This is a genomic window from Streptomyces sp. NPDC033229, assembly GCF_055576875.1.
This window is the reverse complement of record NZ_JBVIQR010000005.1, coordinates 89,176-113,935: the sequence shown is the minus strand read 5'-3', so window position 1 is coordinate 113,935 and position 24,760 is coordinate 89,176. Positions and strand designations below refer to the sequence as shown.

Genomic DNA, 24,760 nt, shown 5'->3' with positions numbered 1-24,760 from the left:
TCGAGGCTTCCCCTCTTCCGGCCCCTGCTCGGCTGCTCTTCCGGCGGGCTCGCTCCGGGCTCAGAGCGCGTCCGGGCCGCGGTCTCCGGTCCGGACGCGCACCACCGACTCGACCGGGACGACCCAGACCTTGCCGTCGCCGATCTTCCCCGTGCGGGCCGTCTTCACGATGACGTCGACGACGTCCTCGGCGTCGGCGTCCTCCACCAGCACCTCTATGCGGATCTTCGGGACGAGGTCGATCTCGTACTCGGCGCCGCGGTAGACCTCGGTGTGGCCGCGCTGCCTGCCGTAGCCGCTGGCCTCGGTGACGGTCAGGCCCTGGACGCCGAAGGTCCGCAGCGCGTCCTTGATCTCGTCGATCCGGTGCGGCTTGACGACCGCGGTGATGAGCTTCATGCGTCCACCTTCTTGTTCTGCGCCTTGTCGGATACGGCGGCCGGCGCGGCGGCCCGTGCGGAGGAGACGCCCGCGACCGCGCTGAAGTCGTAGGCGCTCTCCGCGTGGTAGGCCTGGTCAACACCGCTGACCTCGTCGTCCTCGGTGGCGCGGAAGCCGATCGCCTTGTCGACGCCCTTGGCCAGGAGCCAGGAGACGACGAAGGAGTAGCCCATCACGGCGAACGCCCCGGCGGCCTGCCGGCCGAGCTGGGTCGCGCCGCCGACACCGCCGGTGGCGAGGACGCCGACGAGGAGGGTGCCGATCACACCGCCGACGAGGTGCACGCCGACCACGTCGAGGGAGTCGTCGAAGCCCAGCTTGAACTTGAGGCTGACGGCCCAGGAGCAGACGGCACCGGCGACGAGTCCGATGAGGATCGCGCCGAAGGCGTTCACGGCGGCGCCGGCCGGGGTGATCGCGACCAGGCCCGCGACGGCGCCGGAGGCCGCGCCGAGGGTGGTGAAGGCGCCGTGCCGGATGCGTTCGTAGACGAGCCAGCCGAGCATCGCGGCACCGGTGGCCACCTGGGTGTTCATCGCCATGTTGGCGGCGACGCCGTTGGCGGCGAGCGCCGAGCCCGCGTTGAAGCCGAACCAGCCGAACCACAGGAGCGCCGCGCCGAGCATCACCAGCGGCAGGCTGTGCGGTCGCATCGGGTCCTTCTTGAAGCCGATGCGCTTGCCGACGACGAGGACGGCGGCGAGCGCGCCGATACCGGCGTTGATGTGGACGGCCGTGCCGCCCGCGAAGTCGATCACCTTGAGCTTGAAGAGCCAGCCGTCGGCCTGCCAGACCCAGTGCGCGACCGGGAAGTAGACGACCGTCACCCAGAGGGTGATGAACAGCGCCCAGGCGCTGAACTTCACCCGGTCCGCGAGGGCCCCGCTCATCAGCGCGGGGGTGAGGGCCGCGAACATCAGCTGGAAGAGGGCGAAGGCGAGGACGGGGATGCCTTCCTTGCCGCCCGTCAGGGTCTCGGGGCTGATGCCTTTGAGGCCGATGTGGTCGAAGTTGCCCAGCAGCCCACCGCCGAGGTCGTCACCGAAGGCGAGCGAGTAGCCGTACAGCACCCAGAGCACCGAGACGATACCGAGCGAGATGAAGGACATCATCAGCATGTTGAGCGTGCTCTTCACCCGCACCATGCCGCCGTAGAAGAAGGCAAGGCCCGGTGTCATCAGCATCACGAGCGCGGCACTGATCAATACGAATGCGGTATCTGCGCCATTCAATGTCGTCGTCTCCTCGAAGCGGCGACCCGTACACCCGTGCGGGCGGGAAATGCGATGGGCCGGTATGGCCTCGAGGCTGACGCAGCGCGATTTCAGCCGATGCCATCGATTGTTTCGCGACAGTGACGAAGGCGGCCGACGTGTTACGCCCCGATGAACCGCGCCGCACGGCTCGCCGGACCGCGCGGACGGCCGCGGTCGGGCGGTGAAAGGAGGCCGACCGCGACGACCAACCGAAGTGACCTGGCGTGGGGGGAGCCGAGTCGGGCTGTACGGGATGGTCGTCGCGGCCGGGTCTGGGGGCCGGAAGGGGTCAGACCGCGTGGGCGGTCTCCACGGATTCCGGCAGGTGAACGGCGAGTTGCTCGGTCAGGTCGACGACCTCGGCCACATCGCCGAAGTCGCGCACGGCGGTGTCGACGGTCTTGCGCAGCCGGTTGTTGACCCGCTCCGAACGCACCTGCTTGGCGATCTTGAGGGCCTTTCCGGCGAGCACCGTGGACTGCTCGGGCTCGCGCTCCATCAGGTGCACGGTGGCCATGCCGATGAGGTTGAGCGCATACGACCGCTGATGCTCCAGATCCTGCTCGAACAGCTCGACGGCCGTCTCCATCTTGGGCCGCGCGAGCGAGGCGTAGGTGGGGCTGCGACCGGCCACATATGCGAGATCCCGATAGGAATGGGCGTTCTCCGCATTGAGCTCGGCCTCGGAGAAGAAACGGATCCAATCGGGGTCCCCGTCGCCCGGCTCACAGTCACCGAAGCAGTCCTCCGCCATGTTCACCGCGCGCTTGCACTTGGCGGGCTGGCTCATATTGGCGTAGGCGCGGGCCTCCATCGCATACAACATCGCCTGAGTCCGTGCGGTGGCCGTCTCGCGGGAGCCGTACTGCCCGAGGTGGATCAACTCCAGCGCGTCGTCCGCCCGGCCGAGGTGGATCATCTGGCGGCTCATGCTGGAAAGGATGTACGAACCGAGGGGGCGGTCGCCCGCCTCCTTGGCGGCGTGCAGGGCCAACACGAAATACTTCTGCGCGGTGGGATGCAGACCGATGTCGTAGCTCATCCAGCCCGCCAGCTCGGCCAGCTCGGCCGCGACCTTGAACAGCCGCTTGGACGTGGCGTCGGACTGGGGCTCCTGGAGCAGGTCGGTGACCTCGTGGAGCTGCCCGACCACGGCCTTGCGGCGGAGCCCGCCACCGCACTGGGCGTCCCACTGCCGGAACATCATGGTCGTCGACTCCAGCAGGTCCAGCTCCGGCTTGGAGAGCTTGGCGCCGCGGCGCCCGCCCTCGGGCACGGCCGGCCGCTCGGGCTCACGACCCGCCGGGATCGGCACCAGCCAGCGCTGCATGGGCTCGATCAGCGCGGGCCCCGCCGCCAGGGCGAGCGAGGTGCCGAGGAAACCGCGCCGCGCCAGCATCAGGTCGCTGCGCGAGAACTCACTGATCAGCTCGACGGTCTGGGACCCCGCCCAGGGCAGATCCACCCCGGAGACGGACGGTGACTGGTGGGCGGCACGCAGACCGATGTCCTCGACGCCCACCACACACCCGAAGCGCTCGGAGAACAACTCGGAGAGGATCTTCGGGATCGGCTCGCGCGGCTGCTCGCCGTCGAGCCAGCGCCGCACCCGCGAGGTGTCCGTGCTGATGTGATGGGCGCCCAACTGACGCGCTCTGCGGTTGACTTGACGAGCCAACTCGCCCTTCGACAGACCACTGCGCAGGAACCATGAGCCCAACTGCTCATTGGGGCGCTTGTCGCCCTTGTCGGGCTGGTCGGCCCCACCGATGCCGCTGCCGTTGCCGTTGCCGCCCACTGGAACGCCCCCATCCGGAACTCTGCTCTGCGCTCGAACCGCCCACAGCATGCCGCCTGTTGCGACTGCTTGTCCGGTGATGCACCATCTCGGCCGGTAATAAACGGTCGCGAGGCAAGGAGCACCGGGACGGAGCAATGCCCCCGGCATACCCACCGGCGGGTGCGTCTCCGGGTTCGCGTACCGAAAGTAATCCTACGATCACGGCTTCGGCGAGAAGAGTCCAGCAATCGCCACCATTCGCCACCCCAACGAATGAACTCCTCCACGTCACAACGCGATTGACTTGACAGGGGAACGATCAGGAGGGGGCGGGTTGATGCACACCAGGGCGTGCAGACCGCGCCGCACCACCCGTCGCGCACCGTCGCGCCGCCGCAGAGCAGGCGTCGGCGACCGTACGTGTTCGGGACACTCCGAGTCGTAACCATCTGCGAGCACGACCCGTTGGAGGGGGTATGGGCTTCACAATCGGCGGCATCCGGGATCTGCGCTCGAGCTCTCGGCGCCGGTGGCGCGCGTCGGAGTGCGCGACGACGGTAGCGGAGTACACCGGCCTCTGGGGGTGGGACGTGGTACCCGGCGCCCGGGCGGCCCGCGGCGGAAGCGTGACGTGTTCGTGCGGCGCCGCCGACTGCCCCGCACCGGGCGCCCATCCACTCTCCTTCGCCCCACCCGTCCCGGCCGGTGCCACATTGGACGAGGCCACGGCCGCCTGGGCCGAGGTACCGGGCGCGGCTGTACTGCTGCCCGTGGGCCGCGCGTTCGACGTCCTGGAGGTCGCGGAGGCGGCGGGCCGGCACGCGCTGGTGCGACTGGAGCGGATGGGGCTGCCGCTCGGCCCGGTGGCCCTCACCCCGCACGGCCGGGCGCTGTTCTTCGTCGCCCCGGGCGCCGCCGCCGAACTCCCCCAGCTGCTCTACCGCATGGGCTGGGACGACGCCCGGCTCGATCTGCGCTGCCTGGGGGCCGGTGACCACATCACCGCCCCGCCCTCCGACTTCGCGGGCCTCGGCCCGATGCGCTGGCTGCGCCCGCCGGCCCTGGACAGCGCGGCCCGCCCCCCGCAGGCCCGGCTACTGCTGGGCACCCTCGCCTACGTCTGCCACCGCTCGGCCGCGAGCTGAGTGCGCGGAGTTCCCCCTCGAGTTCACCCCCCACAAGAAAGAGGCCCCGCCACGGACAGGTGTCCATGGCGGGGCCTTTTCTTACGGGGTTCCGCCGATATCGGCGGAACCCCGTACCTCAGTCACCGATGAGGGCGTCGACGAACGCCTCCGGCTCGAACGGCGCGAGGTCGTCCGCGCCCTCTCCGAGGCCCACCAGCTTCACCGGCACGCCCAGCTCACGCTGGACCGCGATGACGATGCCGCCCTTGGCGGTGCCGTCCAGCTTGGTCAGGACGATGCCCGTGATGTTCACGACCTCGGCGAACACCCGCGCCTGGACCAGGCCGTTCTGTCCGGTGGTCGCGTCCAGCACCAGCAGCACCTCGTCCACCGAGCCGTGCTTCTCCACGACCCGCTTGACCTTGCCCAGCTCGTCCATGAGCCCGGTCTTGGTGTGCAGTCGGCCGGCCGTGTCGATGAGGACGACGTCCGCGCTCTCGGCGATGCCCTCCTTGACCGCGTCGAAGGCGATCGACGCCGGGTCGCCGCCCTCGGGCCCGCGGACCGTACGGGCGCCGACGCGCTCGCCCCAGGTCTGCAGCTGATCGGCGGCCGCGGCACGGAAGGTGTCCGCCGCGCCGAGGACGACGGACTTGCCGTCGGCGACGAGCACGCGCGCGAGCTTGCCGGTGGTGGTGGTCTTGCCGGTGCCGTTCACGCCGACGACCATGACGACGCCGGGCTTCTCCTCGCCGTTCGTCCCCACACCGGGCTCGGTGTGGACACTGCGGTCGAAGTCCGTGCCGATGAGGGCGAGCAGTTCCTCGCGCAGCAGATTGCGCAGGTCCTCAGGGGTGCGGGTGCCGAGCACCCGGACCCGCTCGCGCAGCCGCTCCACGAGCTCCTGCGTCGGCGCGACGCCGACGTCGGCGGTGAGCAGGGTGTCCTCGATCTCCTCCCAGGTGTCCTCGTCGAGGTGCTCTCGGGAGAGCAGGGTGAGCAGTCCCTTGCCCAGGGAGTTCTGGGAGCGGGAGAGCCGGGCGCGAAGCCGCACGAGCCGGCCCGCGGTGGGCTCGGGGACCTCGATCTCGGGGGCGGCCGGTGCCTCGGGGGCCTCCGGCGGGGCGACGGGTGCCTCCGCCGCCGGCGCCTCGGCCGGCGGCAGGTCCACCTCTTCAATGGTCCGGCGCGGCTCCGCGCGCGGGGTCTCGGCCTCCTCGCCGACGTGTGGCTCGGCGGGCGGCGCGGTGACGGACGGGCTGCTCGGCGGGGCCGGGGGCAGCTGCTTCTTCTTGCGGCTGCTGACCACGAGCCCGCTGATCGCGCCGAGCGCGACCACAGCGATGACTACAGCAAGGATGACGATTTCCATAACGGACCCAGTATCGGACACCGAGCCGCCGGGGCTACTCCACCAACGGTGGTGCGCGTGTTCGATCTTGGTTGTGAGGACCAAAGCGACCAACCCGCCAAAGTTGGAGCAAACTACGGTGGCGTGCGACGATGCGACGCGCGTAGAGTCCCCACGTCCCCCTCTGCCCAGGCCTCCCGCCTCGCTTCACCCGCACGGAGCCCCACCTCATGGACAACGTCGTCCTCGCCGATTCAGAAGGCGCGATAGAAACCCGCGGCATCGAGCCCGTACCGGATCAGGAGCGTCACGGCAGAGTCCGGGAACTCTTCCCGACGTGGGTCGCGGCCAACATCAGCGTGTTGCTGCTCACCATGGGCGCGGCCCTGGTCGTCTTCAACGCGCTGAACTTCTGGCAGGTACTGATCGTCGCCGCCTGCGCCGCGCTCGCGTCGTTCGGCATGGTCGGCGTGCTGTCGGTGTCGGGCAAGTGGGGCGGCGCCCCGGGCGCGATGCTCTCCCGCGCGACCTTCGGTGTGCGCGGCAACCTCTTCCCGAACGCGATCCTGTGGGTCGCCCGCTTCGGCTGGGAGACGATCAACGCGGTCACCGGCGCGTATGCGGTGCTGACCGTCCTCGACCTGCTCTTCGGCATCAAGAGCAACAACGTGCTCATCGTGATCACGCTGTTCCTCTTCGTCGCCTGCACGTTCCTGGTCAGCGGAATGGGCCGCAAGGCTCTGAACGTGTGCAACAAGTGGTCGACGTACCTCTTCGGCATCTTCAGCGTGCTGGTCCTCGGCTACCTGATCGCCACCATGGACTGGGACGAGGTCTTCTCCAAGCCCGCCGGCACCACCGCCATGATGATCACCGGCATCGGCACGATCGCCGCCGGCGGCATCAGCTGGGTGCCCACCGGCCCCGACTTCACCCGCTACCTCCCGCACGCCGCCTCCGGCAAGAAGATCGTCGGCGCGACGATCTCGGGCGCGGGTCTGGTCATGGTCCCGATGGTGCTAATGGGCGCGGTCATGGCCGTGGCCACCCCGGGTCTCGCCGAGGCTCCGGACCCGGTCTCCTTCCTGGGCGACATCCTGCCGACCTGGTTGGCCGTGCCCTACCTCGTCACGGCGATCGTGGGCATGCTGCTGATCAACAGCCTGTCGATGTACTCGGCCGGCTTCACCGCGCAGACCATGGGCGTGAAGCTGCCCCGCGCGATGGCCGTCAGCATCAACGCCGTGATCTCCCTGGTCGGCGGTCTGCTGCTGATGCTGGTCGCGAAGAGCTTCCTCAGCTCCTTCATCACCTTCCTGATCCTGCTCGCGGTCTCCTTCTCCGCCTGGATCGGCGTCTACGTCGTCGACATGGCCCGCCGCCGGGCCCGCGCCGTGCGCTACGACCCCGAGGGCCTCATGGACACCGGCCGCACCAGCCGCTACTGGTACGTGGGCGGCTTCTGCTGGCAGGCCATGACGGCCTGGACGATCGCCCTGATCGCGGGCATCTGCTTCACGAAGTGCGACTGGTTCACGGGGCCGCTCGCCTCGACGTTCGTCGGAAAGTACGGGCTGAGCTGGGCGGCGACGATCGCCATCTCCGCCCTGCTGATGGCAGTGCTGCCGGCCCCCCGGGAAACGGCCTCGGCCGCCGACTCGGCCACTTCGGAGCGGGAGTCCGCTGTCGCGTAGTCGCTGGTCGCTGGACTGTTCGGACGCCCCCTTCGCCGCGTGTGCGGCGGAGGGGGCGTCCGCGTTTCGCCTGCGGCGTGCGGTCTGCCTACGGCGTCCTGGGCGAAACCCGTGGGGGCCGCCCACGGTGCCGCACCGCCCGTCTCGCGTGGCAAAACCCGTCGGGACCGGGCCCGGTGCCACGCCGTCCGTATCGCGTCGCGAAACCCGTCGGGGCCGACCCCGGTGCCGCACCGCCCGGATCGCGTGACGAAATCCGTCGGGGCCGACCCCGGTGCCACACCGCTCCGAGGTTGGTCCGGGGCTGCTTCGCTTTACGCCCCGAACCCACCCCTCCGCGTCCCGGCCCCTCCCGTCGCGGGAGCCGGACGTATCCGGTTCCGTTGCTCCCATACACGGGCGGCCGACAACGCCGGGGGCGGGACGCGCAGGGGGGTCGGGGGCGTAGCAGCCCCCGGAGCGGCCCGGCGTCGGCCCAGCCACCACAGGTACGACACAAAGACGCCGCCCCGGCTCATCATGAGCCGGGGCGGCGTCCTTCGAGGAGACGGGCAGCGGGGGGGTTAGCCCATCTCCTCCAGCGCCTTGCCCTTGGTCTCCTTCACGAACTTCATCACGAAGGGGATCGAGAGCAACGCGAAGAACGCGTAGATGATGTACGTACCCGAGAGGTTCCAGTCCGACAGGCTCGGGAAGCTCGCCGTGATGGCCCAGTTCGCGATCCACTGCGCGGCGGCGGCGACGCCGAGCGCCGCGGCGCGGATCTTGTTCGGGAACATCTCGCCCAGGAAGACCCAGACCACGACACCCCAGGAGAGGGCGAAGAAGAGCACGAACGCGTGGGCCGCGATCAGGGCCACCGTGCCCTGCGTGGTCGGCAGCGAGCCGTCCGCCGCCTGGGCGGAGAAGGCCCAGGCCTCGAGGGCGAGGGAGACGGCCATACCGGCCGAGCCGATGAGGGCGAGCGGGCGACGGCCGATCCTGTCGACGAAGATCATCGCGATCACGGTGCCGACGATGTTGATGATCGACGTGGTGAAGGAGTAGAGGAACGAGTCGCTCGGGTCGATGCCCACGGACTGCCACAGGGTCGCCGAGTAGTAGAAGGCGACGTTGATGCCGACGAGCTGCTGGAAGACCGAGAGGCCGATGCCGACCCAGACGATCGGCATGAAGCCCATCTTGGAGCCGAGCAGGTCCTTGAAGGACGACTTGTGCTCGCTGCGCATCGCCAGCTCGATCTCGTTGACGCGCGCGTCGAGGTCGATGTGGCTGCCCTCGACGTCGGCCAGGACGGCCTTCGCCTTGTCGATCTTGTTGACCGAGATCAGGAACCGGGGCGACTCGGGAATCGCGAAGGAGAGCAGACCGTAGAGCACGGCCGGGACGACCATCACGCCGAGCATCAGCTGCCAGGCCTCTATGCCCATGAGCTTGCCGCGCTGGTCACCGTCGGCGAGGTTGAGGATGCCCCAGTTGACCAGCTGCGAGACGGCGATGCCGACCACGATCGCGGCCTGCTGGAAGGAGCCGAGGCGGCCGCGGTAGGCGGGCGGCGAGACCTCGGCGATGTAGGCCGGACCGATGACCGAGGCCATGCCGATCGCGATGCCGCCGAGCACCCGCCAGAAGGCGAGGTCCCACAGCGCGAAGGGCAGCGCCGAGCCCACCGCACTGATCGTGAAGAGGGTCGCGGAGATCTGCATCACGCGGATCCGCCCGATGCGGTCCGCGATCCGGCCCGCGGTGGCGGCACCGATCGCGCAGCCGATCAGGGCGATGGCGATGACCTGGGCGAGGGCGGCGGAACCGATGTCGTACTTACCGCGGATGCCCTCGACCGCGCCGTTGATCACGGAGCTGTCGTAGCCGAAGAGGAAGCCACCCATGGCCGCGGCCGCGGTGATGAAAATGACGTGGCCGAGGTGGTCCGGCTGGGCCTTGCGGCCCTCGGACCCCTGCGCCGTCGCAGTGCTGGTCAACGTGTACTCCTGAGACCCGGCCGCGTTGCCGGGCGTGGGGGGGCTGGCCCTTCCAGTGGTACATGGGGCATCGGCACCCACCACTGAAAGGTAAAAGCAACGTTGCAGACCCTATGCCTTCAACTTTCGAAGTCAATAGGTCGTAACCAAGAAGTTTCCTGTGAGTTTCCCCGCGCTTGAGTTCAACACTTGAACTAGGCCTTTTTGATCATCGAAGTCGCTGGCTGATGACCTTCGAGACCCCGTCGCCCTGCATGGAAACGCCGTACAACGCGTCGGCCACCTCCATCGTCCGCTTCTGGTGCGTGATGACGATCAGCTGGGAGCTCTCCTGGAGCTCTTCCATGATCCCGATCAGCCGCTGGAGGTTGGTGTCGTCCAGCGCCGCCTCGACCTCGTCCATCACATAGAACGGGCTCGGCCGCGCCTTGAAGATCGCCACCAGCAGCGCCACGGCGGTCAACGACCGTTCTCCGCCCGACAGCAGGGACAGCCGCTTGACCTTCTTGCCCGGCGGCCGGGCTTCCACGTCGACACCGGTGGACAGCATGTCGTCCGGATCGGTGAGCACCAGCCTGCCCTCGCCGCCGGGGAACAAACGCGCGAAGACGCCCTCGAACTCCCGGGCCGTGTCGTGGTAGGCCGCCGTGAAGACCTCCTCGACCCGCCGGTCGACGTCCTTCACGACCTGGAGCAGATCGGAGCGCGTCTTCTTCAGGTCTTCAAGCTGCTCCGAGAGGAACTGGTGCCGCTCCTCGAGCGCCGCGAATTCCTCCAGCGCGAGCGGATTCACCTTGCCGAGCTGCTGGTACGCCCGCTCGGCCGCGCGCAGCCGCTTCTCCTGCTCGGCCCGTGCGTACGGCACGGGCTGGTTCCGCGGGTGGCCGGGATCCTCGGGCAGCTCCTCGCCCTCGGCGGCGGGCGAGGGCGGTACAGGCTGGTCCGGGCCGTACTCGGCGATGAGCCCGGCCGGTTCGACGCCGAGTTCCTCCAGGGCCTTGGCCTCCAGTTGCTCGATGCGCAGCCGCTTCTCCGCGCCCAGCACCTCGCCGCGGTGGACCGAGTCCGTCAGTTTGTCGAGCTCCGCCTTGAGTTCCCGCGCCCGGTTCCGTTCGGCGACCAGCTCCCGTTCCTGCTCGGCCTTGGCCGTCTCGGCGGCCCGCCGCTCCTCGTCTGCCCGTACGAGCGAGACCTCGACGTGGGCCAGCAGCTGCCGGGCGCCCGCGGCCACGGCGGTGGCGACCCGCGCCTCGTGGCGCAGTCGTGCCCGCCGCTGCTCGGCCCGGGCTCGGGCCTCCCGCTCGGCACGGGCCGCGCGGTCGAGGGCGTCCGCCCGGCCGGCGAGGCCCTTGACCCGCTCCTCGTGCGTGCGGACCTGGAGCCGTGCCTCCATCTCGGTCTGCCGCGCGTTGGCACCGTCGGCGGCCAGCCGGTCGCGGACGGACGAGTCCGGCTCGTCCGCCGTCTCGTCGCCGTCGGCAGCCAGTTCCTCGGCGACCGCCAGCCGCTCGGCCAGCTCCTCGGCCTCCTCGGTGGCCCGTTCGAGCGCCTCGGCGGCGCGCTCGGCCGCGGCGGCCGTGCGCCCGGCCTCGCCGGCCGCCGCCCGCGCCTGGCCCGCGAGCCGTCCCAGGTCCTGCGCGACCTGCGACTTCTCCCGGTCCGCGGCGCTGCGCCGGAGCGCCAGTTCCTCGACCCGCTCGGCGGTTTCGGCGCGCTGCTGGGCGGCGGCCCGCATCGCGGCGGCCAGTTCCCCGCACCGCGCGTCCAGTTCGGTGAGCTCGGCGCTCGCCTCGTCGACGGCCGCCTGGACCTCCAGCAGGCTCGGCGCCCCACCGGATCCGCCGTGCGCGAAGTGCGCGCCGAGCACGTCGCCTTCGGCGGTGACGGCGATCAGTTCAGGACGTGCCGCCACCAGTCCTTCGGCGTCCTCCAGGGTCGCGACGACCATGACGTCGCGCAGCAGCCGGCGTACGGCGGGCAGCAACCCCGCCGGGCCGGCCACGAGTTCCGCCGCCGGGCGCGGGGTGCCCGGCAGCCGGCCGCGGCCGTCGGGGCCTGGTGCGGCGTCGTCCGGTCCGTCGGGCGCCGGTGCCGACACCAGCAGTGCCGCGCGCCCAGCGTCCTCCTTGCGGAGCAGGCGCAGGGCTTCGGCCGCCGTGGCGGTGTCCGTGACGGCGATGGCGTCGGCGGCGGCGCCGAGGGCGGCGGCGACGGGGAGCTCGTGACCGGGGGTGACGGTGAGGAGTTCCGCGGCCGGTCCCAGCAGGCCGGACAAACGATCCTTCGCCGACAGCAGCGTGCTCGTTCCGTCCTTGCGGCGCAGCCCCAGGGCGAGCGCGTCCCGGCGGGCGGCGAGGGCCGCGCGGTGCCGTTCGGCGTCCGTCGCCGCCTCGCGGGCCGCGTTCAGCCCGGCTTCCGCCGCGGCGAGCTCGCGCTTCGCGCTCTCGTGGCGCCCGGCCAGCTCGGCGTCGTCCGCGCCCCGGCCGTCCACCTCGCTCTGCCGTGCCGCGTACTCGGCCTCGGCCTCGGCGGCCCGTTCCCGGGCCTCGTCACGCGCGGCGGCGAGCCGGTCGATCTCCGCCTGGGCGGAGGCGACCCGGCCGCGGGCGGCGGTGGCCCGGCCGTGCAGCCGGGCGAGCTGTTCGCGGCGGTCGGCGAGGGCGCGGGCGGCGTCCTTCAGTCGCCGTTCCTCTTCGGCCAGCCGTCGCTCCAGCTCGGCGCGGTGCGCGGCCGTGTCCTCGAGTGCCCGGCTCGCCGCTTCCAGCGCGGCCTCCAGCTCCGCTTCCTGCTCCCGGACCCGGGCCGCCTCGCGTTCCAGGTCCTCCGGGTCGCGGCCGCGCCGCTCCTCCTCGGGGGCGGTGGTCGCGCTGGTGACCCGCGCGTCCGCGAGGCTGACCGTGCCCCGCACGCGTTCGGCGAGCCGGGAGAGCTCGTACCAGGTCTGCTGCGCCTGTCCCAGCCGCGGCGTCAGCGTCCGTACCCGCTCCTCCAGCGCCGCCTCACGGTCGGTCGCCGCCCGCAGCTCGGCCTCCACGGCCTCCCTGCGGCTCTTGAGCGCGGCTTCGTCCGCGATCTCCGCGCGTAGCGCCTCGCGCAGGGTCACCAGGTCGTCGGCGAGCAGCCGCAGCCGTGCGTCGCGGAGATCGGCCTGGATGACGGCGGCGCGGCGGGCGACGGCCGCCTGCCGGCCGAGCGGTTTGAGCTGGCGGCGGAGTTCGTCGGTCAGGTCCTGGACGCGGGCGAGGTTGGCGCGCATCGCGTCGAGCTTCCGCAGCGCCTTCTCCTTGCGCTTGCGGTGCTTGAGGACGCCCGCCGCCTCCTCGATGAAGGCGCGGCGCCCCGTCGGATCGGCGTGCAGGACGGAGTCGAGCTGGCCCTGTCCGACGATGACGTGCATCTCGCGGCCGATGCCGGAGTCGGAGAGGAGTTCCTGGATGTCCAGAAGCCGGCAGGTGTCGCCGTTGAGCTGGTACTCGCTGCCGCCGTTGCGGAACATGATCCGCGTGATGGTGACTTCCGCGTAGTCGATGGGCAGCACACCGTCGGAGTTGTCGATGGTGAGCGAGACCTCGGCGCGGCCCAGCGGCGGCCTGCCGGTCGTCCCGGCGAAGATGACGTCTTCCATCTTGCCGCCGCGCAACGACTTGGCACCCTGCTCGCCCATGACCCAGGAAAGCGCGTCCACGACATTGGACTTTCCCGAACCATTGGGGCCCACGACGCAGGTGATGCCGGGTTCGAAGCGCAGCGTCGTGGCCGAGGCGAAGGATTTGAACCCACGCAGGGTCAGGCTCTTGAGGTGCACGCGGTGGGACTCTACCGTCCGCCCGTCTCCCGTCGCGTGCTGGCACGAGGCGCGGGCGACACCGCGTCTTCATTTCGGTTTCACCCGGGAAAGCGCAGGGCACATCAGACGGTGAGGGGGCGGTGCGACGAAATTCAGACAGGCGTCCAGGAGCCAGGTGCCCACGTCGGGCGGCAGCCGGGGGGATACGACGAAGGGACGCCGAAGCGTCCCTTGCAGATCACAAGCGGCTGACAGTGCAGCCTGACCGAGCCCCCGGAGGAAGGGCTTGCGGGTCAGGCGAGCGCAGGCTCCGCCTGGGGTACGTCGATGCTGTCGAGCAACGAGTCGCCGTGGTGCGCGGCGGCAGACAGTGCGTCGTTCTCGGCCTGCATCCGAATGAGCTCGGATTCGAGGTCCTGGACACGCTGCTGAAGCCGTCGCATCTCGGAGAGGACTCGGGGGTCGGAGCCGCCGACGTAACCGAGAAGCGCCTTTGCCATGATGGATGGTCCTCCACACTGAGTGACCGACCGGAAGCGGTGTGGGTCGTGAGGGATTCGCACCCGCGGTGTCTGCCATCAGCTACTGCGTTGTTCAATGGCCAAACAGCTAAGGTGCGCGGGGCTTCCAGAGTCTCACCAAAAGGTTTGACGGTCAACACGATCACACCCCGTATCCACGGGCGTCCCAGGGGTGCGCGGCGGCGAATGCGCGGCGCTTTCCTCTCCCGGGGCCCCGAGGGGGCGTGGAGATCATCCGTTGAGTTGCAGCCTTCCACGACGGGGCCGAGTTGGCAACCATCAGGCAATTTCTGCCCAGCGAATATGCCAGCGGCATATGAATACGACTCTCATGCCCCGCCAAATCTCTTCGCCGCACCCCGCGAACCGCTTTCCGGGCCGTCCGGTCAGCGGATCTCGAAGGCGTCATAACCACCCTTGGGTGTGGCCCAGATCTCGGTGACACCGTCCACGCGCCCGGGCGTGTCCCCGTCGCGGAGCCAATCGAGCAGCCGTTCGCACCGATCACGGGGACCCTCCGCGACCACCTGGACGCGCCCGTCGTCGAGATTCGAAGCAAAGCCGATCAGATTACCGATACCCAGAGCGTTCTCCCGCGTGAACCATCGGAAGCCGACACCCTGCACATGACCACGAACCCAGGCGGTAAGACGGACATTCTCGTTCATGTCTGCACGTTAACCGGGCAATTGCGTAGGTAGCACCTCGGCCCCCCACGTCTTGGCGTACAGTCGCCGCTCGTTAAGACTCCGCCGTACGAGTGACGCACGATGACGCCGAGCACGTAAGGAAGGCAGCGGATGGGTCGCCATCGACGCTCTGCCCCCGAGACCTCCGACGACACGGCCGCGATTTCCCAGGCAGCCGGCGCGTCCCTGACGAGCGAGTCGATCGAACGCAGCGATCCCCCGAACACACCGACGCGACAGTCCGCCAAGCCCTTCCCGGCGAACTCCCGCAGCCCCTTCGGCGCGTCCGTCCCCGCGGCCGGCACGGGACGGCACCGGAGCCCCCGCCGGGGGGCCCGGAGCAGGGCGAAGGGGCCCGTGCGGACCGGACTGCTGGGCGCGTCAGCCGCGATGGCGATGGGCGCGGTCGTGGTGGCCTCCGGGTTGATGCCGGGCGGCAGCGACACCTACACGCTCAACAGCGGCACGGGCAGCGAGAGCACCCGGGGCCGGTTCGAGGTGGAGGAGCCGCCCGACCCCGATCTGCCGCCCGACTTCGGCGACGACCTCCCCCGCGATCTCCTCACCAAACGGCCCCGGCCGCTGGAGCCCAGGGAGCCCGTGGAGCGGGAGTGGTTCCCTCCGCACCGGGAGGCCGAGCCGTCGCATGCGCCCACGGCGGCCCCGTGGCGGGAGCCCGTGGCCGAGCCCTCGGCATCCGCCGCGCCGTCCCCCCGGGAGACCGGCTTCGGTGCCGATCCCCGTGGCAGCGACGCGGCGCCGCCGCCGGAAGCCGCCCGGACCACCGCGGCGCCGTCCGCCCCGCCCCCTTCCTCCTCGCCGCCCCGGGCCGATGGCCCTCCGGTGCCGGACGCGGCCCAGGCGGTCGCGGTGCCCCGGGCCTCGGTCGCGGCCCATCTGCTCGCGCTGGTCAATCGGGAGCGGGTGCGGGCGGGCCGCCGCCCGGTGCGCGCCGACGCCCGACTGGCCCGGCTCGCGCAGGACTTCAGCGAGGACATGGCCAGGCGGGGCTTCTTCGCCCACACCGACCCGGACGGCCGGACGCCCTGGGACCGGGCCGCCAAGCGCGGCATCACCACCCTCGGCGGGGAGAACATCGCCCGTGGCCACAGCGACGCACAGGCCGTGATGGAGGCCTGGATGCGCAGCCCGGGCCACCGGCGGAACATCCTGAACGGCGACTACCGGACGATCGGCATCGGCATGCACACCGGCCCCGGGGGCCCGTGGTGGACGCAGGACTTCGGCTACTGAGGGCATTGAGGGACGCGCCCAACGCGCCGTCACCCGGCGCCCGTTGAACGACGTCGGCCGTCGCGGGCCGGGAGGGATCCCGGTCCGCGACGGCCGACGTCATCGTTCAACAGGCGCGGGCACCGGTCAGACGGCCGCGCGGCCCGCGACGTAGATCCGGGCCTGCTCGGCGATGCGGCGGCCGAGGTGCTCGGCGGTCGCTATGTCGGCCTTGTGGACGCCTTCCGGGCCCTGGTCGGTGTCGGTCTGGGCACCGGCGCCGAGGTAGAAGCCGAGGCGGTTGATGTCGTTCTCGGAACCCGTGGAGCTGCACCAGCCGGGCGACAGGTTCAGACCGACCCAGTGCATGCCGTGCTGGGCGGCGAGGACCGTGAAGAACTGGAGGGTGTGCAGCTTGTCGCCGCTCTTGGAACCGGAGTTGCTGAAGCCGGCCGCGATCTTGTCCTGCCAGGCGCGGGTCGCCCAGCGCTTGGACGTGGCCTCGGCGAAGACATGGAAGGCGCCGGAAGCGGTGCCCATGTAGGTGGGCGAGCCGAAGATGATCGCGTCGGAGGCATCGAGCAGCTCCCACTGCGCCTCGCTGATCTCGTCGACCTTGATGAGGTGGACGGTCGCGCCGGTGTCGGCGGCGCCGGCCCGGACGGCCTCGGCGAGGACCGCGGTGTGGCCGAAGCCGGAGTGGTAGGCGATGGAAACGACGGGAGTGGTCACAGCGAACTCCTGGGAAGGGGGACGAGCGGTGCGATGGCCCAAAAAAGCACTAATTTTCGGAAAGCGCAATCCTGTGGTGGGCGCTGTGCGGGAGTACGGTGTTCCGCATGGCGACAGACGGCACCGTTCACGAAGCCACCGACCCCGGCACGGACGAACAACTGCCCTTCGACGTCTTCGCACGGACCTGTCCCTCCCGGGACACCCTCGCGCACGTCACCGGCCGCTGGGGCAGCCTGACCCTGGGCGCCCTGCACGACGGCACGTTCCGCTTCAACGAGCTGCGGCGGCGCGTCGACGGCGTCAGCGAGAAGATGCTGTCGCAGACCCTGCACGCGCTGGAGCGCGACGGGCTCGTGCACCGCGAGGCACAGCCGACCAACCCGCCCCGGGTGGACTACGCCCTGACCCCGCTGGGGCAGGCGGTCACCGAGCGGCTGATGGGGCTCATCGAGCTGGTGGAGGAGCGCATGCCGGAGGTGCTGGCCGCACGGAAGCGGTACGACGCGGAGCGCGCCGAAGGCCGCTGAGACCGGCCGGGGCCCAGTGGAGCGCGCTCTAGGACACCCGCGGCGGGCGCTGGCAACGCGGGCAGAAGTAGCTGGACCGGTTCATCCACGGCCGTCGGCGCATGGCCGTGCCACAACGGCGGCAGGGCTCGTCCTCGCGTCCGTAGGCGTCCAACGACCGGTCGAAATAGCCGGATTCGCCGTTCACATTGACGTAGAGGCTGTCGAAGCTGGTGCCGCCGACGGCGAGGGCCGCGTGCATGACGTCGCGGATGTGGGTGAGCAGCTCGGCGCTGCGCGGGCGGGTCAGGGTGGCGGTGGGGCGGTCGTAGTGCAGCCGGGCGCGCCACAGCGCCTCGTCCGCGTAGATGTTGCCCACGCCGCTGATCAGCGACTGGTCCAGCAGGGCGCGCTTGACGGTCGTGCGGCGGCGGCGCAGCGCCGCGTGGAAGGCGTCCTCGTCGAAGGCGGGGTCGAGGGGATCGCGGGCGATGTGCGCGATGACGTCGGGAAGCCCGTCGGGGTCGCCGGGGACGGTGTCGTGCAACGACAGGCCGCCGAAGGTGCGCTGGTCGACGAAACGCAGCTCGGTGCCGTCGGCGTCGGCGAAGCGGACGCGGATGCGCAGGTGTTTCTCGTCGAGCGCGTCGTGCGGCTGGACGAGGAGCTGGCCGCTCATGCCGAGATGGGCGAGGACGGCCCGGTCGGGAGCGACCTGGGCAGGCGTCCCGGCGGATGTCTCGGCTTCGAGGGGCAGCCAGAGGTATTTGCCCCGGCGCCGGGCGACGCCGAGTCGGCGCCCGCGCAGTTGCGCGGCGAAGTCCTCGGGTCCGGCGAGGTGACGGCGGATCGCGCGGGGGTGCAGCACGGCCACGTCCGCGACCGTGCGGCCACGGACCCAGCGCTCCAGCCCGCGCCGTACGACCTCGACCTCGGGCAACTCGGGCACGGTGCTCCTCCGGAAGGTTCGCCGGGATGTCGTTCCCCGCGCCGCGCTACCGCGACCGCCGGGCGGGCTCGGGGAACCGAGCCCGCCCGGCGGTCGGGTGTGTCACGTCGCGGAATGGCGCTTTCAGTGCGAAGCGCCCTGCGCGCCGTCCGTAGCGGGCTCGGCCGGCACACCCTCGGCCGGCGTCTCGTCCGCCGGGGCGGGGGCGGCCTCGGCCGCTGCCTGTGCGGCCGAGGCGCGAGCCTCCGCCGCTCCATGGATGGCGCGCCAGGCGGATTCCGCCGCCTGCTGCTCCGCTTCCTTCTTGCTGCGGCCGGTGCCGGTGCCGTACGCGACACCACCGACGCGGGCAGCAGCCGTGAAGGTCTTCTCGTGGTCGGGACCCGTCTCGGAGACCAGGTATTCGGGAACGCCCAGCCCCTCCGTCGCGGTCAGCTCCTGGAGGCTGGTCTTCCAGTCCAGGCCGGCCCCGAGATTCGAGGACTTCTCGATCAGCGGGTCGAAGAGCCGGTGCACCAGTTCGGCGGCGGCCTCGAGGCCCTGGTCGAGATAGACCGCACCGATCACCGCTTCCAGGGTGTCGGCGAGGATGGACGCCTTGTCCCGGCCGCCCGTGCCCTCTTCACCGCGGCCGAGCCGGATGAAGGAACCGAGTTCAAGGCCGCGACCGACCTCCGCCAGCGCACGCGAGTTGACCACCGCGGCCCGCAGCTTGGCCAGCTGGCCTTCGGGCAGATCGGGGTGGATGCGGTACAGCGTGTCCGTGACCACCAGGCCGAGCACGGAATCCCCGAGGAATTCCAGCCGCTCGTTGGTGGGCAGACCGCCGTTCTCGTATGCGAAGGAACGGTGGGTCAGTGCACGCACCAGAAGGGCGGTCTCGAGTCTGTACCCGAGCCGCCCTTCCAGAAGCGTGTGAGACGAGGCCGTGTCCGCCGGCGCCTTCTTCGGCGTAATGGCGTCTGACATGAAGCCTGTCACCCGCCGATCAGACCTCGAGGACCTGGCGCTTGTTGTAGGTGCCGCAGCTGGGGCACGCGATGTGCTGCAGCTTCGGCTCGTGGCAGCTAGCGCATGCCACCAGGGTGGGGACCGCAGCCTTCCACTGCGACCGGCGGTGGCGCGTGTTGCTGCGCGACATCTTCCGCTTCGGAACAGCCACGGCTACTTCTCCTGTGAGTCATCCCCGCCGGAGCGGGGTGCGTTGTCCATCTCGCCGTCCTGGTTGGACCCGGCGAGGCCCTGCAGTGCCGCCCAACGAATGTCGACGGACTCGTGGTGGTGGTCCAGGTCGTCCGCCAGTCGCGCGCCGCACTCGGCGCACAGACCCGGGCAGTCTTCCTGGCACACCGGCTGCAGCGGCAGTGCGAGCACCACCGCGTCACGCAGCACGGGTTCGAGGTCGAACAGGTCGCCCTCGAGGAAGAGCATGTCCTCCTCTTCCTCGGCGTCGTCGCCGGCGTCCGCGGGGCGGCTCCGGTCGTCGGCGTCGGGGTAGGAGAACATCTCCTGGAAGTCCACGTCGAGCTCACGCTCGAGCGGCTCCAGACACCTTACGCACTCCCCTGTCAGCGGCGCACGGGCGGTGCCTGTGACAAGCACCCCTTCCATGACCGACTCCAGTCGGAGGTCGAGCTCCACGGTCGCGCCCTCGGCGACCCCGATGACCTCGATGCCGAGGTCCTGGGGGGCCGGAATGGAGCGGGAGACCCTCTTCAGCGCACCGGGACGCCGACCCAGCTCGCGTGTGTCGAACACGAGAGGGGCACGGTGATCGAGGCGGGTGTTCAGGGCTTCCTGCTTTCTACACTGCGGCGACGGCGGCCCGACGCTGAATGCGCTGAGGGCAGCCGAGATCGCGAACGTACACGCGACCGAAGAGCCAGGATACTGGACGGGCCGCCGTAGACCCAATCCGCACCCATGGGGAGCGGTCGGGCCGCCGACGGGCGGCACCCGGCCCGGGCCAGGTCAGACCTGGCGGACGGAACCGGTCCGGTTTCACCCTACGGGGGACACCGCGGCCGGGGTTCAGCGCCCCTGCTCGTAGCGCCGGAGCTGGTCGAGATCGATCATGCTCGTGTCGAAGAGGCTCGTCTCGTCGAGCGAGCCACCGCCCTGCTGCACCGCCGTCGGCTGCGGCGGGGCCTGCGCGGGGGCGTATCCGCCGTGCGGGCCGTAGCCCGGCTGTTCCCCGTGGCCCCCCTGGTCGAGGCCCTGGCCGCCGTCGTGGGGGGCCCAGGCGTACGGGTCCTGCTGATAGCCGCCATGGGCCGCGTACGGGTCCGCCTGGTGGGTGTAGTGCTGCTGGTACTCGTACGGGTCCTGCTGGGCGTAGCCGCCCACGGGCGCGTAGTAGTCCTGCTGGGGCGGCGCGGGGGGCGGGACGGCCGGTCCCTGGGGGGCGGCCAGCTCGGAGAGGAAGTCGGCGTCGCTGGTGTGGTGGCCACCGGGAAGGCTGTCCTGGGCGGCCATGTGGGCGCCCAGCTCGTCGGCCGGCCGGGCCCCGAGCAGCTTCTCGCGGCCCTTGCCCACGGCTTCGAGCGTCTTGGCCAGCACCGCGGCGACCGCGCCGAGCTTGGCGTCCACGTAGGCGTCGGCGTTCATCCGCTGGGTCTGGGGGTCGGCGCTGCGCTCGGGGGCGTCCTCGGCCAGGCCGCCGGAGGAGCCGTACCCGGCGTCGTCCGCGTGGCCGAGCAGCTTCTCGCGGCCCCGGTCGACGGAACCGATGGTCTTGGTGAGGACGACCTCGAAGTTGGCGAGCTTGCTGTCGACGTAGTCGTCGGCCTCCGCGCGGATCTCGTCGGCCTCCCGGCGGGCCTCCGCGAGAATGCGGTCGGCCTCCTCCTGGGACTGCCGGGCGACCTCGGTGTCGGAGATCAGCGAGCCGCGATGGGCGCGCGCGGACTCGATGATCCGCTCGGCCTCCTCGCGCGCGTCCGCGACGAGCTGCTCCCGGCCGCCGATCAGCTCCCGCGCCTGGGCGAGGGAGCCGGGCAGGGCGGCCCGCACCTCTTCGAGCAGGGCGAGCAGCTCGGCCCGGTTGACCACACAGGAGGCCGACATGGGCATGGACCGGGCGCCGGAGACGGTCGCGACGATCTCGTCGAGCTTCTTCTGCACGTCCACCTTGGCGCTCGCCACTCTCTTTTGACGGATGGGCACGAACGGGGACGACTGTACGGCCAGTGGCCCCCGCTCGACACCCGATGACAGCCCGCCGGTGGTGCGGCCGGTGTGTCAGCGCTGGGCGAGCCGCTCGGTGAGGGATTCCAGCACCAGCGACGGCACCAGATGGGAGACGTCGCCGCCCCATGCCGCCACCTCTTTGACGAGGCTGGAGGAGAGGAAGCTGTAGGTGGGGTTGGTGGGGACGAAGAGGGTCTCCACGCCCGAGAGCCCGTTGTTCATCTGGGCCATCTGCAGCTCGTAGTCGAAGTCGCTGACCGCCCGCAGCCCCTTGACGATGGCGGGGATCTCGCGCTGCTTGCAGAAGTCCACGAGCAGACCGTGGAAGGACTCCACCTCTACATTGCCGTATTCGGCGGTGACCCGGCGGAGCAGCTCTATCCGCTCCTCGACGGTGAACAGGCCCTTCTTCGACTGGTTCACCATCACTGCGACGTGCACGACGTCGTACAGCCTGGAAGCCCGGGCGATGATGTCGAGATGTCCATTGGTGACGGGGTCGAACGACCCCGGACAGACGGCGCGGCGCAACGGTGGTTCCTCGCTCTCCGGTCCATTCATGACGTGCACGGAGCCGGGTCGGCGGTGCGCGTAGAGGCGGCGCGACCGTACCAAAGCGTCCCCTCCCCGTAGCGACGGGCCCTCAGGGCCTCGAAGCCGTCCGGCCAGGGGAATTCCCCGCCCCTGGTGCTTCTCTCCACAGTGACCAGCGCGTCGTCCGCGAGCCACCCCCGGGTGCGCAGTGTGAGGAGGATCTCGCACAGTTCGGCGTCGGTGACGGCGTAGGGCGGGTCGAGGAAGACCACGTCGTACGGGCTCTGCGGCGCGGCACCGGCGACGACCTGCTCGGCCTTGCCGCTGCGGACCTCGGCGCCGGGCAGACCGACCGCGCGGACGTTGTCCCGGATGGTGCGGACCGCGCGGGCGTCGGCCTCCACCAGCAGGGCGTGCTCGGCGCCCCGCGAGAGCGCCTCCAGGCCGACGGCGCCCGAGCCGCCGTAGAGGTCCAGGACCCGGCTGCCCTCCAGGGGGCCGTGCAGCGACTCCCAGGTGGAGAACAGGCCCTCGCGCGCCCGGTCGGAGGTCGGGCGGGTGCCATTGCCCGGCGGTACGGCCAGGCGGCGTCCGCCGGCGGTGCCGGCGATCACGCGGGTCATGGGGTTTTCGGTCCTTCGCGGGTCGGGGGTGAGGGGGCTGGTGGGTGTCGGACCGCCGCGGTGAGCGGCGGGCCCGCCCCATCAGCCTAGGGCGTCGGTGGCGTCCCGGCCCTGCCCGGTGGCCCGGGCGCGGCCGACGAGGGCCCCTCGGTCCGTGCCATCCGGTGCCCGTCCGGCCCGCCCGTGTCAGCCCTTGTCCAGATAGCGCTCCCGCTCCTTGTCCAGCAGGGCGTCCAACGCGGTGCGGAGTTCGGGCAGCCGCTCCAGCTCGGGATCGGCGGTGACGATCGCGGTGGCCTCCTCGCGGGCGGCGGCGATGACCTCCTCGTCTTCGATGACCGTGAGCATCCGCAGCGACGAACGGACGCCGGACTGCGCCTGACCGAGCACATCGCCTTCGCGGCGCTGCTCCAGGTCGATGCGGGACAGCTCGAAGCCGTCCAGCGTGCCGGCGACGGCGGCCAGCCGGGCCCGCGCGGGGCTCGCCTCGGACGCCTCGCTGACCAGCAGACAGAGACCGGGGGCGGAGCCGCGGCCCACGCGGCCACGCAGCTGGTGCAGTTGGGAGACGCCGAACCGGTCCGCGTCCATGATCACCATGACGGTGGAGTTGGGGACGTTCACACCGACCTCGATGACGGTCGTCGCGACCAGGACGTCCACCTCGCCCGCGGCGAAGCGGCGCATGACGTCGTCCTTGGCCTCGGGCTGCATCCGCCCGTGCAGCACCTCCACGCGCAGCCCGCCGAGCGGCCCCTTGGCGAGCTGCTCGGCGATGTCGAGGACCGCGAGCGGCGGTCGCTTCTCCGCCTCCGGCTCCTCGGCGGCCGTCTTCTTCTTCGGGCTGCCGCCCTCTGGCTGAGGCTCGTCCCCCAGGGTGTCGCCGATGCGCGGACACACCACGTACGCCTGGTGGCCGCCCTCGACCTCCTCGCGCACCCGCTCCCAGGTGCGCGCCAGGAAGTGCGGCTTGTCCTTGGCGGGCACGACGTGGGTGGCGATGGGCGACCGGCCGGCGGGGAGCTGGTCGAGGACCGAGGTCTCCAGGTCGCCGAAGACGGTCATGGCGACGGTCCGCGGGATCGGGGTCGCGGTCATCACCAGCAGGTGCGGGGGTTGCTTGCCCTTGGAGCGCAGGGCGTCGCGCTGCTCGACGCCGAACCGGTGCTGCTCGTCCACGACCACCAGGCCGAGGTCGTGGAACTGGACCTTGTCCTCGATCAACGCGTGCGTGCCGATGACGATCCCGGCCTCGCCGGTGACGAGGTCGAGCAGCGCGTGCCGGCGCGCGGCCGCGCCCATGGAGCCGGTGAGCAGCACGACCTTGGTGCCCTGCTCGGCGCCGCCGAGCATGCCGCCCTCGGCCAGCTCGCCCATCATCTCGGTGATCGACCGGTGGTGCTGCTGGGCGAGCACCTCGGTGGGGGCGAGCATCGCGGCCTGTCCGCCCGCGTCCACGACGCCGAGCATGGCGCGCAGGGCGACCATCGTCTTGCCCGAGCCGACCTCGCCCTGGAGGAGGCGGTGCATGGGGTGCTCGGTGGCCAGGTCGTCGAAGATCTCCGCCGAGACAGTCCGCTGGCCGTCGGTCAGTGTGAAGGGCAGCTTCGCGTCGAAGGCGTCGAGCAGGCCGCCCGCCACGGGCTTGCGGGCCACGGCCGGGAGCTGGGCGTCGGTGTGGCGGCGACGGGCGAGGGCGACCTGGAGCACGAAGGCCTCGTCCCACTTCAGCCGGGCCCGGGCGTCCTCGATGTCGGCCTTCGAGGCCGGCCGGTGGACCTTGCGGAACGCGTCCGCGAGGGCGGCGAGGCCGCGGCCGTCGCGCAGCGCGGGGGGCAGCGGGTCGACGATGCCCTGCCAGGCGTCCGCCTCGAAGAGGTCCAGCAGGGTGTCGACGGCCTTGGTGAGCTTCCAGGACTGGAACTGCTTGCACGCCGGGTAGATCGGCAGCAGCCGCCCGGCGAAGGACTCGGCGGCGTCCGCGCCGCTCTCGCGGTCCAGGAGTTCGTAGTCGGGGTGGAGCAGCTGCCGGGTGCGGTTGAAGACCGAGACCTTGCCCGCGAACATGCCGCGGCGGCCGGGCAGCAGCTCCTTCTCGCGCGCGTAGGCGCCGCGGCCGAAGAAGACCAGGGTCAGCGAGCCGCTGCCGTCGGTGACCACGACCTCCAGGCGGACGCCCTTGCCGTGGTTGAAGGTCTTCATGGCGGCCTTGGCCACCTGGGCGACGACCGTGACGTGCTCGTCGAGCGGCAGATCGGCGAGCCGGGTCAGCTCGCCGCGCTCGGCGTAGCGGCGCGGGTAGTGGTGCAGCAGGTCGCCGGCCGTGTGCAGGTCGAGGTGCTCGGCCATCACCTTCGCGGTGT

The 24,760-nt window shown here is 70.9% G+C and carries 21 protein-coding genes; 4 read left to right on the top strand and 17 right to left on the bottom strand.

Annotation, left to right across the window (positions count from 1 at the left end):
- Positions 1 to 60: 60 nt before the first annotated feature.
- From ACZ53N_RS06985 to nsdA, 3 genes are all read right to left on the bottom strand, one after another.
- Complete coding sequence (locus ACZ53N_RS06985) at positions 61 to 399, bottom strand: P-II family nitrogen regulator (protein ID WP_469139895.1); 339 nt, start codon at positions 397 to 399, stop codon at positions 61 to 63.
- Entirely contained in the window at positions 396 to 1,673 is a 1,278-nt protein-coding gene (locus ACZ53N_RS06980) for an ammonium transporter (RefSeq protein ID WP_469139894.1), read from the bottom strand. Before ACZ53N_RS06980 ends, ACZ53N_RS06985 begins: the two co-directional genes overlap by 4 nt.
- A 313-nt stretch (positions 1,674 to 1,986) precedes the next feature.
- Complete coding sequence (nsdA, locus tag ACZ53N_RS06975) at positions 1,987 to 3,546, bottom strand: transcriptional repressor NsdA (RefSeq protein ID WP_469139893.1); 1,560 nt, start codon at positions 3,544 to 3,546, stop codon at positions 1,987 to 1,989.
- Positions 3,547 to 3,953: 407 nt separating this feature from the next.
- On the opposite strand from nsdA, the gene ACZ53N_RS06970 reads away from it, so the two are divergent.
- Entirely contained in the window at positions 3,954 to 4,622 is a 669-nt protein-coding gene (locus ACZ53N_RS06970) for a bifunctional DNA primase/polymerase (RefSeq protein ID WP_469139892.1), read from the top strand.
- Between the two features lie 118 nt (positions 4,623 to 4,740).
- On the opposite strand, the gene ftsY is transcribed toward ACZ53N_RS06970, so the two are convergent.
- Complete coding sequence (gene ftsY, locus ACZ53N_RS06965; protein ID WP_469139891.1) at positions 4,741 to 5,976, bottom strand: signal recognition particle-docking protein FtsY; 1,236 nt, start codon at positions 5,974 to 5,976, stop codon at positions 4,741 to 4,743.
- A 209-nt stretch (positions 5,977 to 6,185) separates the two neighbouring features.
- Between ftsY and ACZ53N_RS06960 the strand changes: the two genes are divergently transcribed.
- Positions 6,186 to 7,649 (top strand): purine-cytosine permease family protein, encoded by a 1,464-nt coding sequence (locus ACZ53N_RS06960; protein ID WP_469139890.1) that lies wholly within the window; start codon positions 6,186 to 6,188, stop codon positions 7,647 to 7,649.
- Between the two features lie 563 nt (positions 7,650 to 8,212).
- On the opposite strand, the gene ACZ53N_RS06955 is transcribed toward ACZ53N_RS06960, so the two are convergent.
- From ACZ53N_RS06955 to ACZ53N_RS06940, 4 genes are all read right to left on the bottom strand, one after another.
- Positions 8,213 to 9,631: a sugar porter family MFS transporter gene (locus tag ACZ53N_RS06955; protein ID WP_469139889.1), complete on the bottom strand. Its 1,419-nt coding sequence runs from the start codon at positions 9,629 to 9,631 to the stop codon at positions 8,213 to 8,215.
- A gap of 208 nt (positions 9,632 to 9,839) precedes the next feature.
- Positions 9,840 to 13,436 carry a chromosome segregation protein SMC gene (smc, locus tag ACZ53N_RS06950; protein WP_469139888.1) on the bottom strand — a complete coding sequence of 1,199 codons (3,597 nt, stop codon included), beginning with the start codon at positions 13,434 to 13,436 and terminating at the stop codon, positions 9,840 to 9,842.
- 275 nt (positions 13,437 to 13,711) lie between these two features.
- Positions 13,712 to 13,918, bottom strand: a complete 207-nt coding sequence (locus tag ACZ53N_RS06945) for a hypothetical protein (protein ID WP_045933597.1) — start codon at positions 13,916 to 13,918, stop codon at positions 13,712 to 13,714.
- Between the two features lie 407 nt (positions 13,919 to 14,325).
- Positions 14,326 to 14,607, bottom strand: a complete 282-nt coding sequence (locus tag ACZ53N_RS06940) for an acylphosphatase (protein ID WP_469139887.1) — start codon at positions 14,605 to 14,607, stop codon at positions 14,326 to 14,328.
- Between the two features lie 132 nt (positions 14,608 to 14,739).
- Between ACZ53N_RS06940 and ACZ53N_RS06935 the strand changes: the two genes are divergently transcribed.
- Positions 14,740 to 15,882: a CAP domain-containing protein gene (locus ACZ53N_RS06935; protein ID WP_469139886.1), complete on the top strand. Its 1,143-nt coding sequence runs from the start codon at positions 14,740 to 14,742 to the stop codon at positions 15,880 to 15,882.
- Positions 15,883 to 16,008: 126 nt separating this feature from the next.
- Here the strand turns inward: ACZ53N_RS06935 and ACZ53N_RS06930 are convergent, their stop codons facing one another.
- Positions 16,009 to 16,593 carry a flavodoxin family protein gene (locus ACZ53N_RS06930; RefSeq protein WP_469139885.1) on the bottom strand — a complete coding sequence of 195 codons (585 nt, stop codon included), beginning with the start codon at positions 16,591 to 16,593 and terminating at the stop codon, positions 16,009 to 16,011.
- 107 nt (positions 16,594 to 16,700) lie between these two features.
- On the opposite strand from ACZ53N_RS06930, the gene ACZ53N_RS06925 reads away from it, so the two are divergent.
- The gene (locus ACZ53N_RS06925; RefSeq protein ID WP_469139884.1) at positions 16,701 to 17,123 is read left to right on the top strand and encodes a winged helix-turn-helix transcriptional regulator; all 423 of its coding nucleotides are present in this window, start codon (positions 16,701 to 16,703) and stop codon (positions 17,121 to 17,123) included.
- 28 nt (positions 17,124 to 17,151) lie between these two features.
- Here the strand turns inward: ACZ53N_RS06925 and mutM are convergent, their stop codons facing one another.
- From mutM to recG, 8 genes are all read right to left on the bottom strand, one after another.
- Positions 17,152 to 18,051 carry a bifunctional DNA-formamidopyrimidine glycosylase/DNA-(apurinic or apyrimidinic site) lyase gene (mutM, locus tag ACZ53N_RS06920; protein ID WP_469139883.1) on the bottom strand — a complete coding sequence of 300 codons (900 nt, stop codon included), beginning with the start codon at positions 18,049 to 18,051 and terminating at the stop codon, positions 17,152 to 17,154.
- Positions 18,052 to 18,174: 123 nt separating this feature from the next.
- On the bottom strand, positions 18,175 to 19,020 hold the full coding sequence (gene rnc / locus ACZ53N_RS06915) for a ribonuclease III (protein WP_469139882.1): 846 nt from the start codon (positions 19,018 to 19,020) through the stop codon (positions 18,175 to 18,177).
- Positions 19,021 to 19,039: 19 nt separating this feature from the next.
- Positions 19,040 to 19,213: a 50S ribosomal protein L32 gene (gene rpmF, locus ACZ53N_RS06910; protein ID WP_030087884.1), complete on the bottom strand. Its 174-nt coding sequence runs from the start codon at positions 19,211 to 19,213 to the stop codon at positions 19,040 to 19,042.
- A 2-nt stretch (positions 19,214 to 19,215) separates the two neighbouring features.
- Positions 19,216 to 19,809 (bottom strand): YceD family protein, encoded by a 594-nt coding sequence (locus tag ACZ53N_RS06905; RefSeq protein WP_469139881.1) that lies wholly within the window; start codon positions 19,807 to 19,809, stop codon positions 19,216 to 19,218.
- Positions 19,810 to 20,082: 273 nt separating this feature from the next.
- Complete coding sequence (locus ACZ53N_RS06900) at positions 20,083 to 21,180, bottom strand: ATP synthase F0 subunit B (RefSeq protein ID WP_469139983.1); 1,098 nt, start codon at positions 21,178 to 21,180, stop codon at positions 20,083 to 20,085.
- 111 nt (positions 21,181 to 21,291) lie between these two features.
- Positions 21,292 to 21,771 (bottom strand): pantetheine-phosphate adenylyltransferase, encoded by a 480-nt coding sequence (coaD, locus tag ACZ53N_RS06895; protein WP_469139982.1) that lies wholly within the window; start codon positions 21,769 to 21,771, stop codon positions 21,292 to 21,294.
- 26 nt (positions 21,772 to 21,797) lie between these two features.
- Entirely contained in the window at positions 21,798 to 22,397 is a 600-nt protein-coding gene (gene rsmD, locus ACZ53N_RS06890) for a 16S rRNA (guanine(966)-N(2))-methyltransferase RsmD (RefSeq protein ID WP_469139880.1), read from the bottom strand.
- Positions 22,398 to 22,583: 186 nt separating this feature from the next.
- On the bottom strand, positions 22,584 to 24,746 hold the full coding sequence (gene recG / locus ACZ53N_RS06885; RefSeq protein ID WP_469139981.1) for an ATP-dependent DNA helicase RecG: 2,163 nt from the start codon (positions 24,744 to 24,746) through the stop codon (positions 22,584 to 22,586).
- Between the last annotated feature and the right edge of the window lie 14 nt (positions 24,747 to 24,760).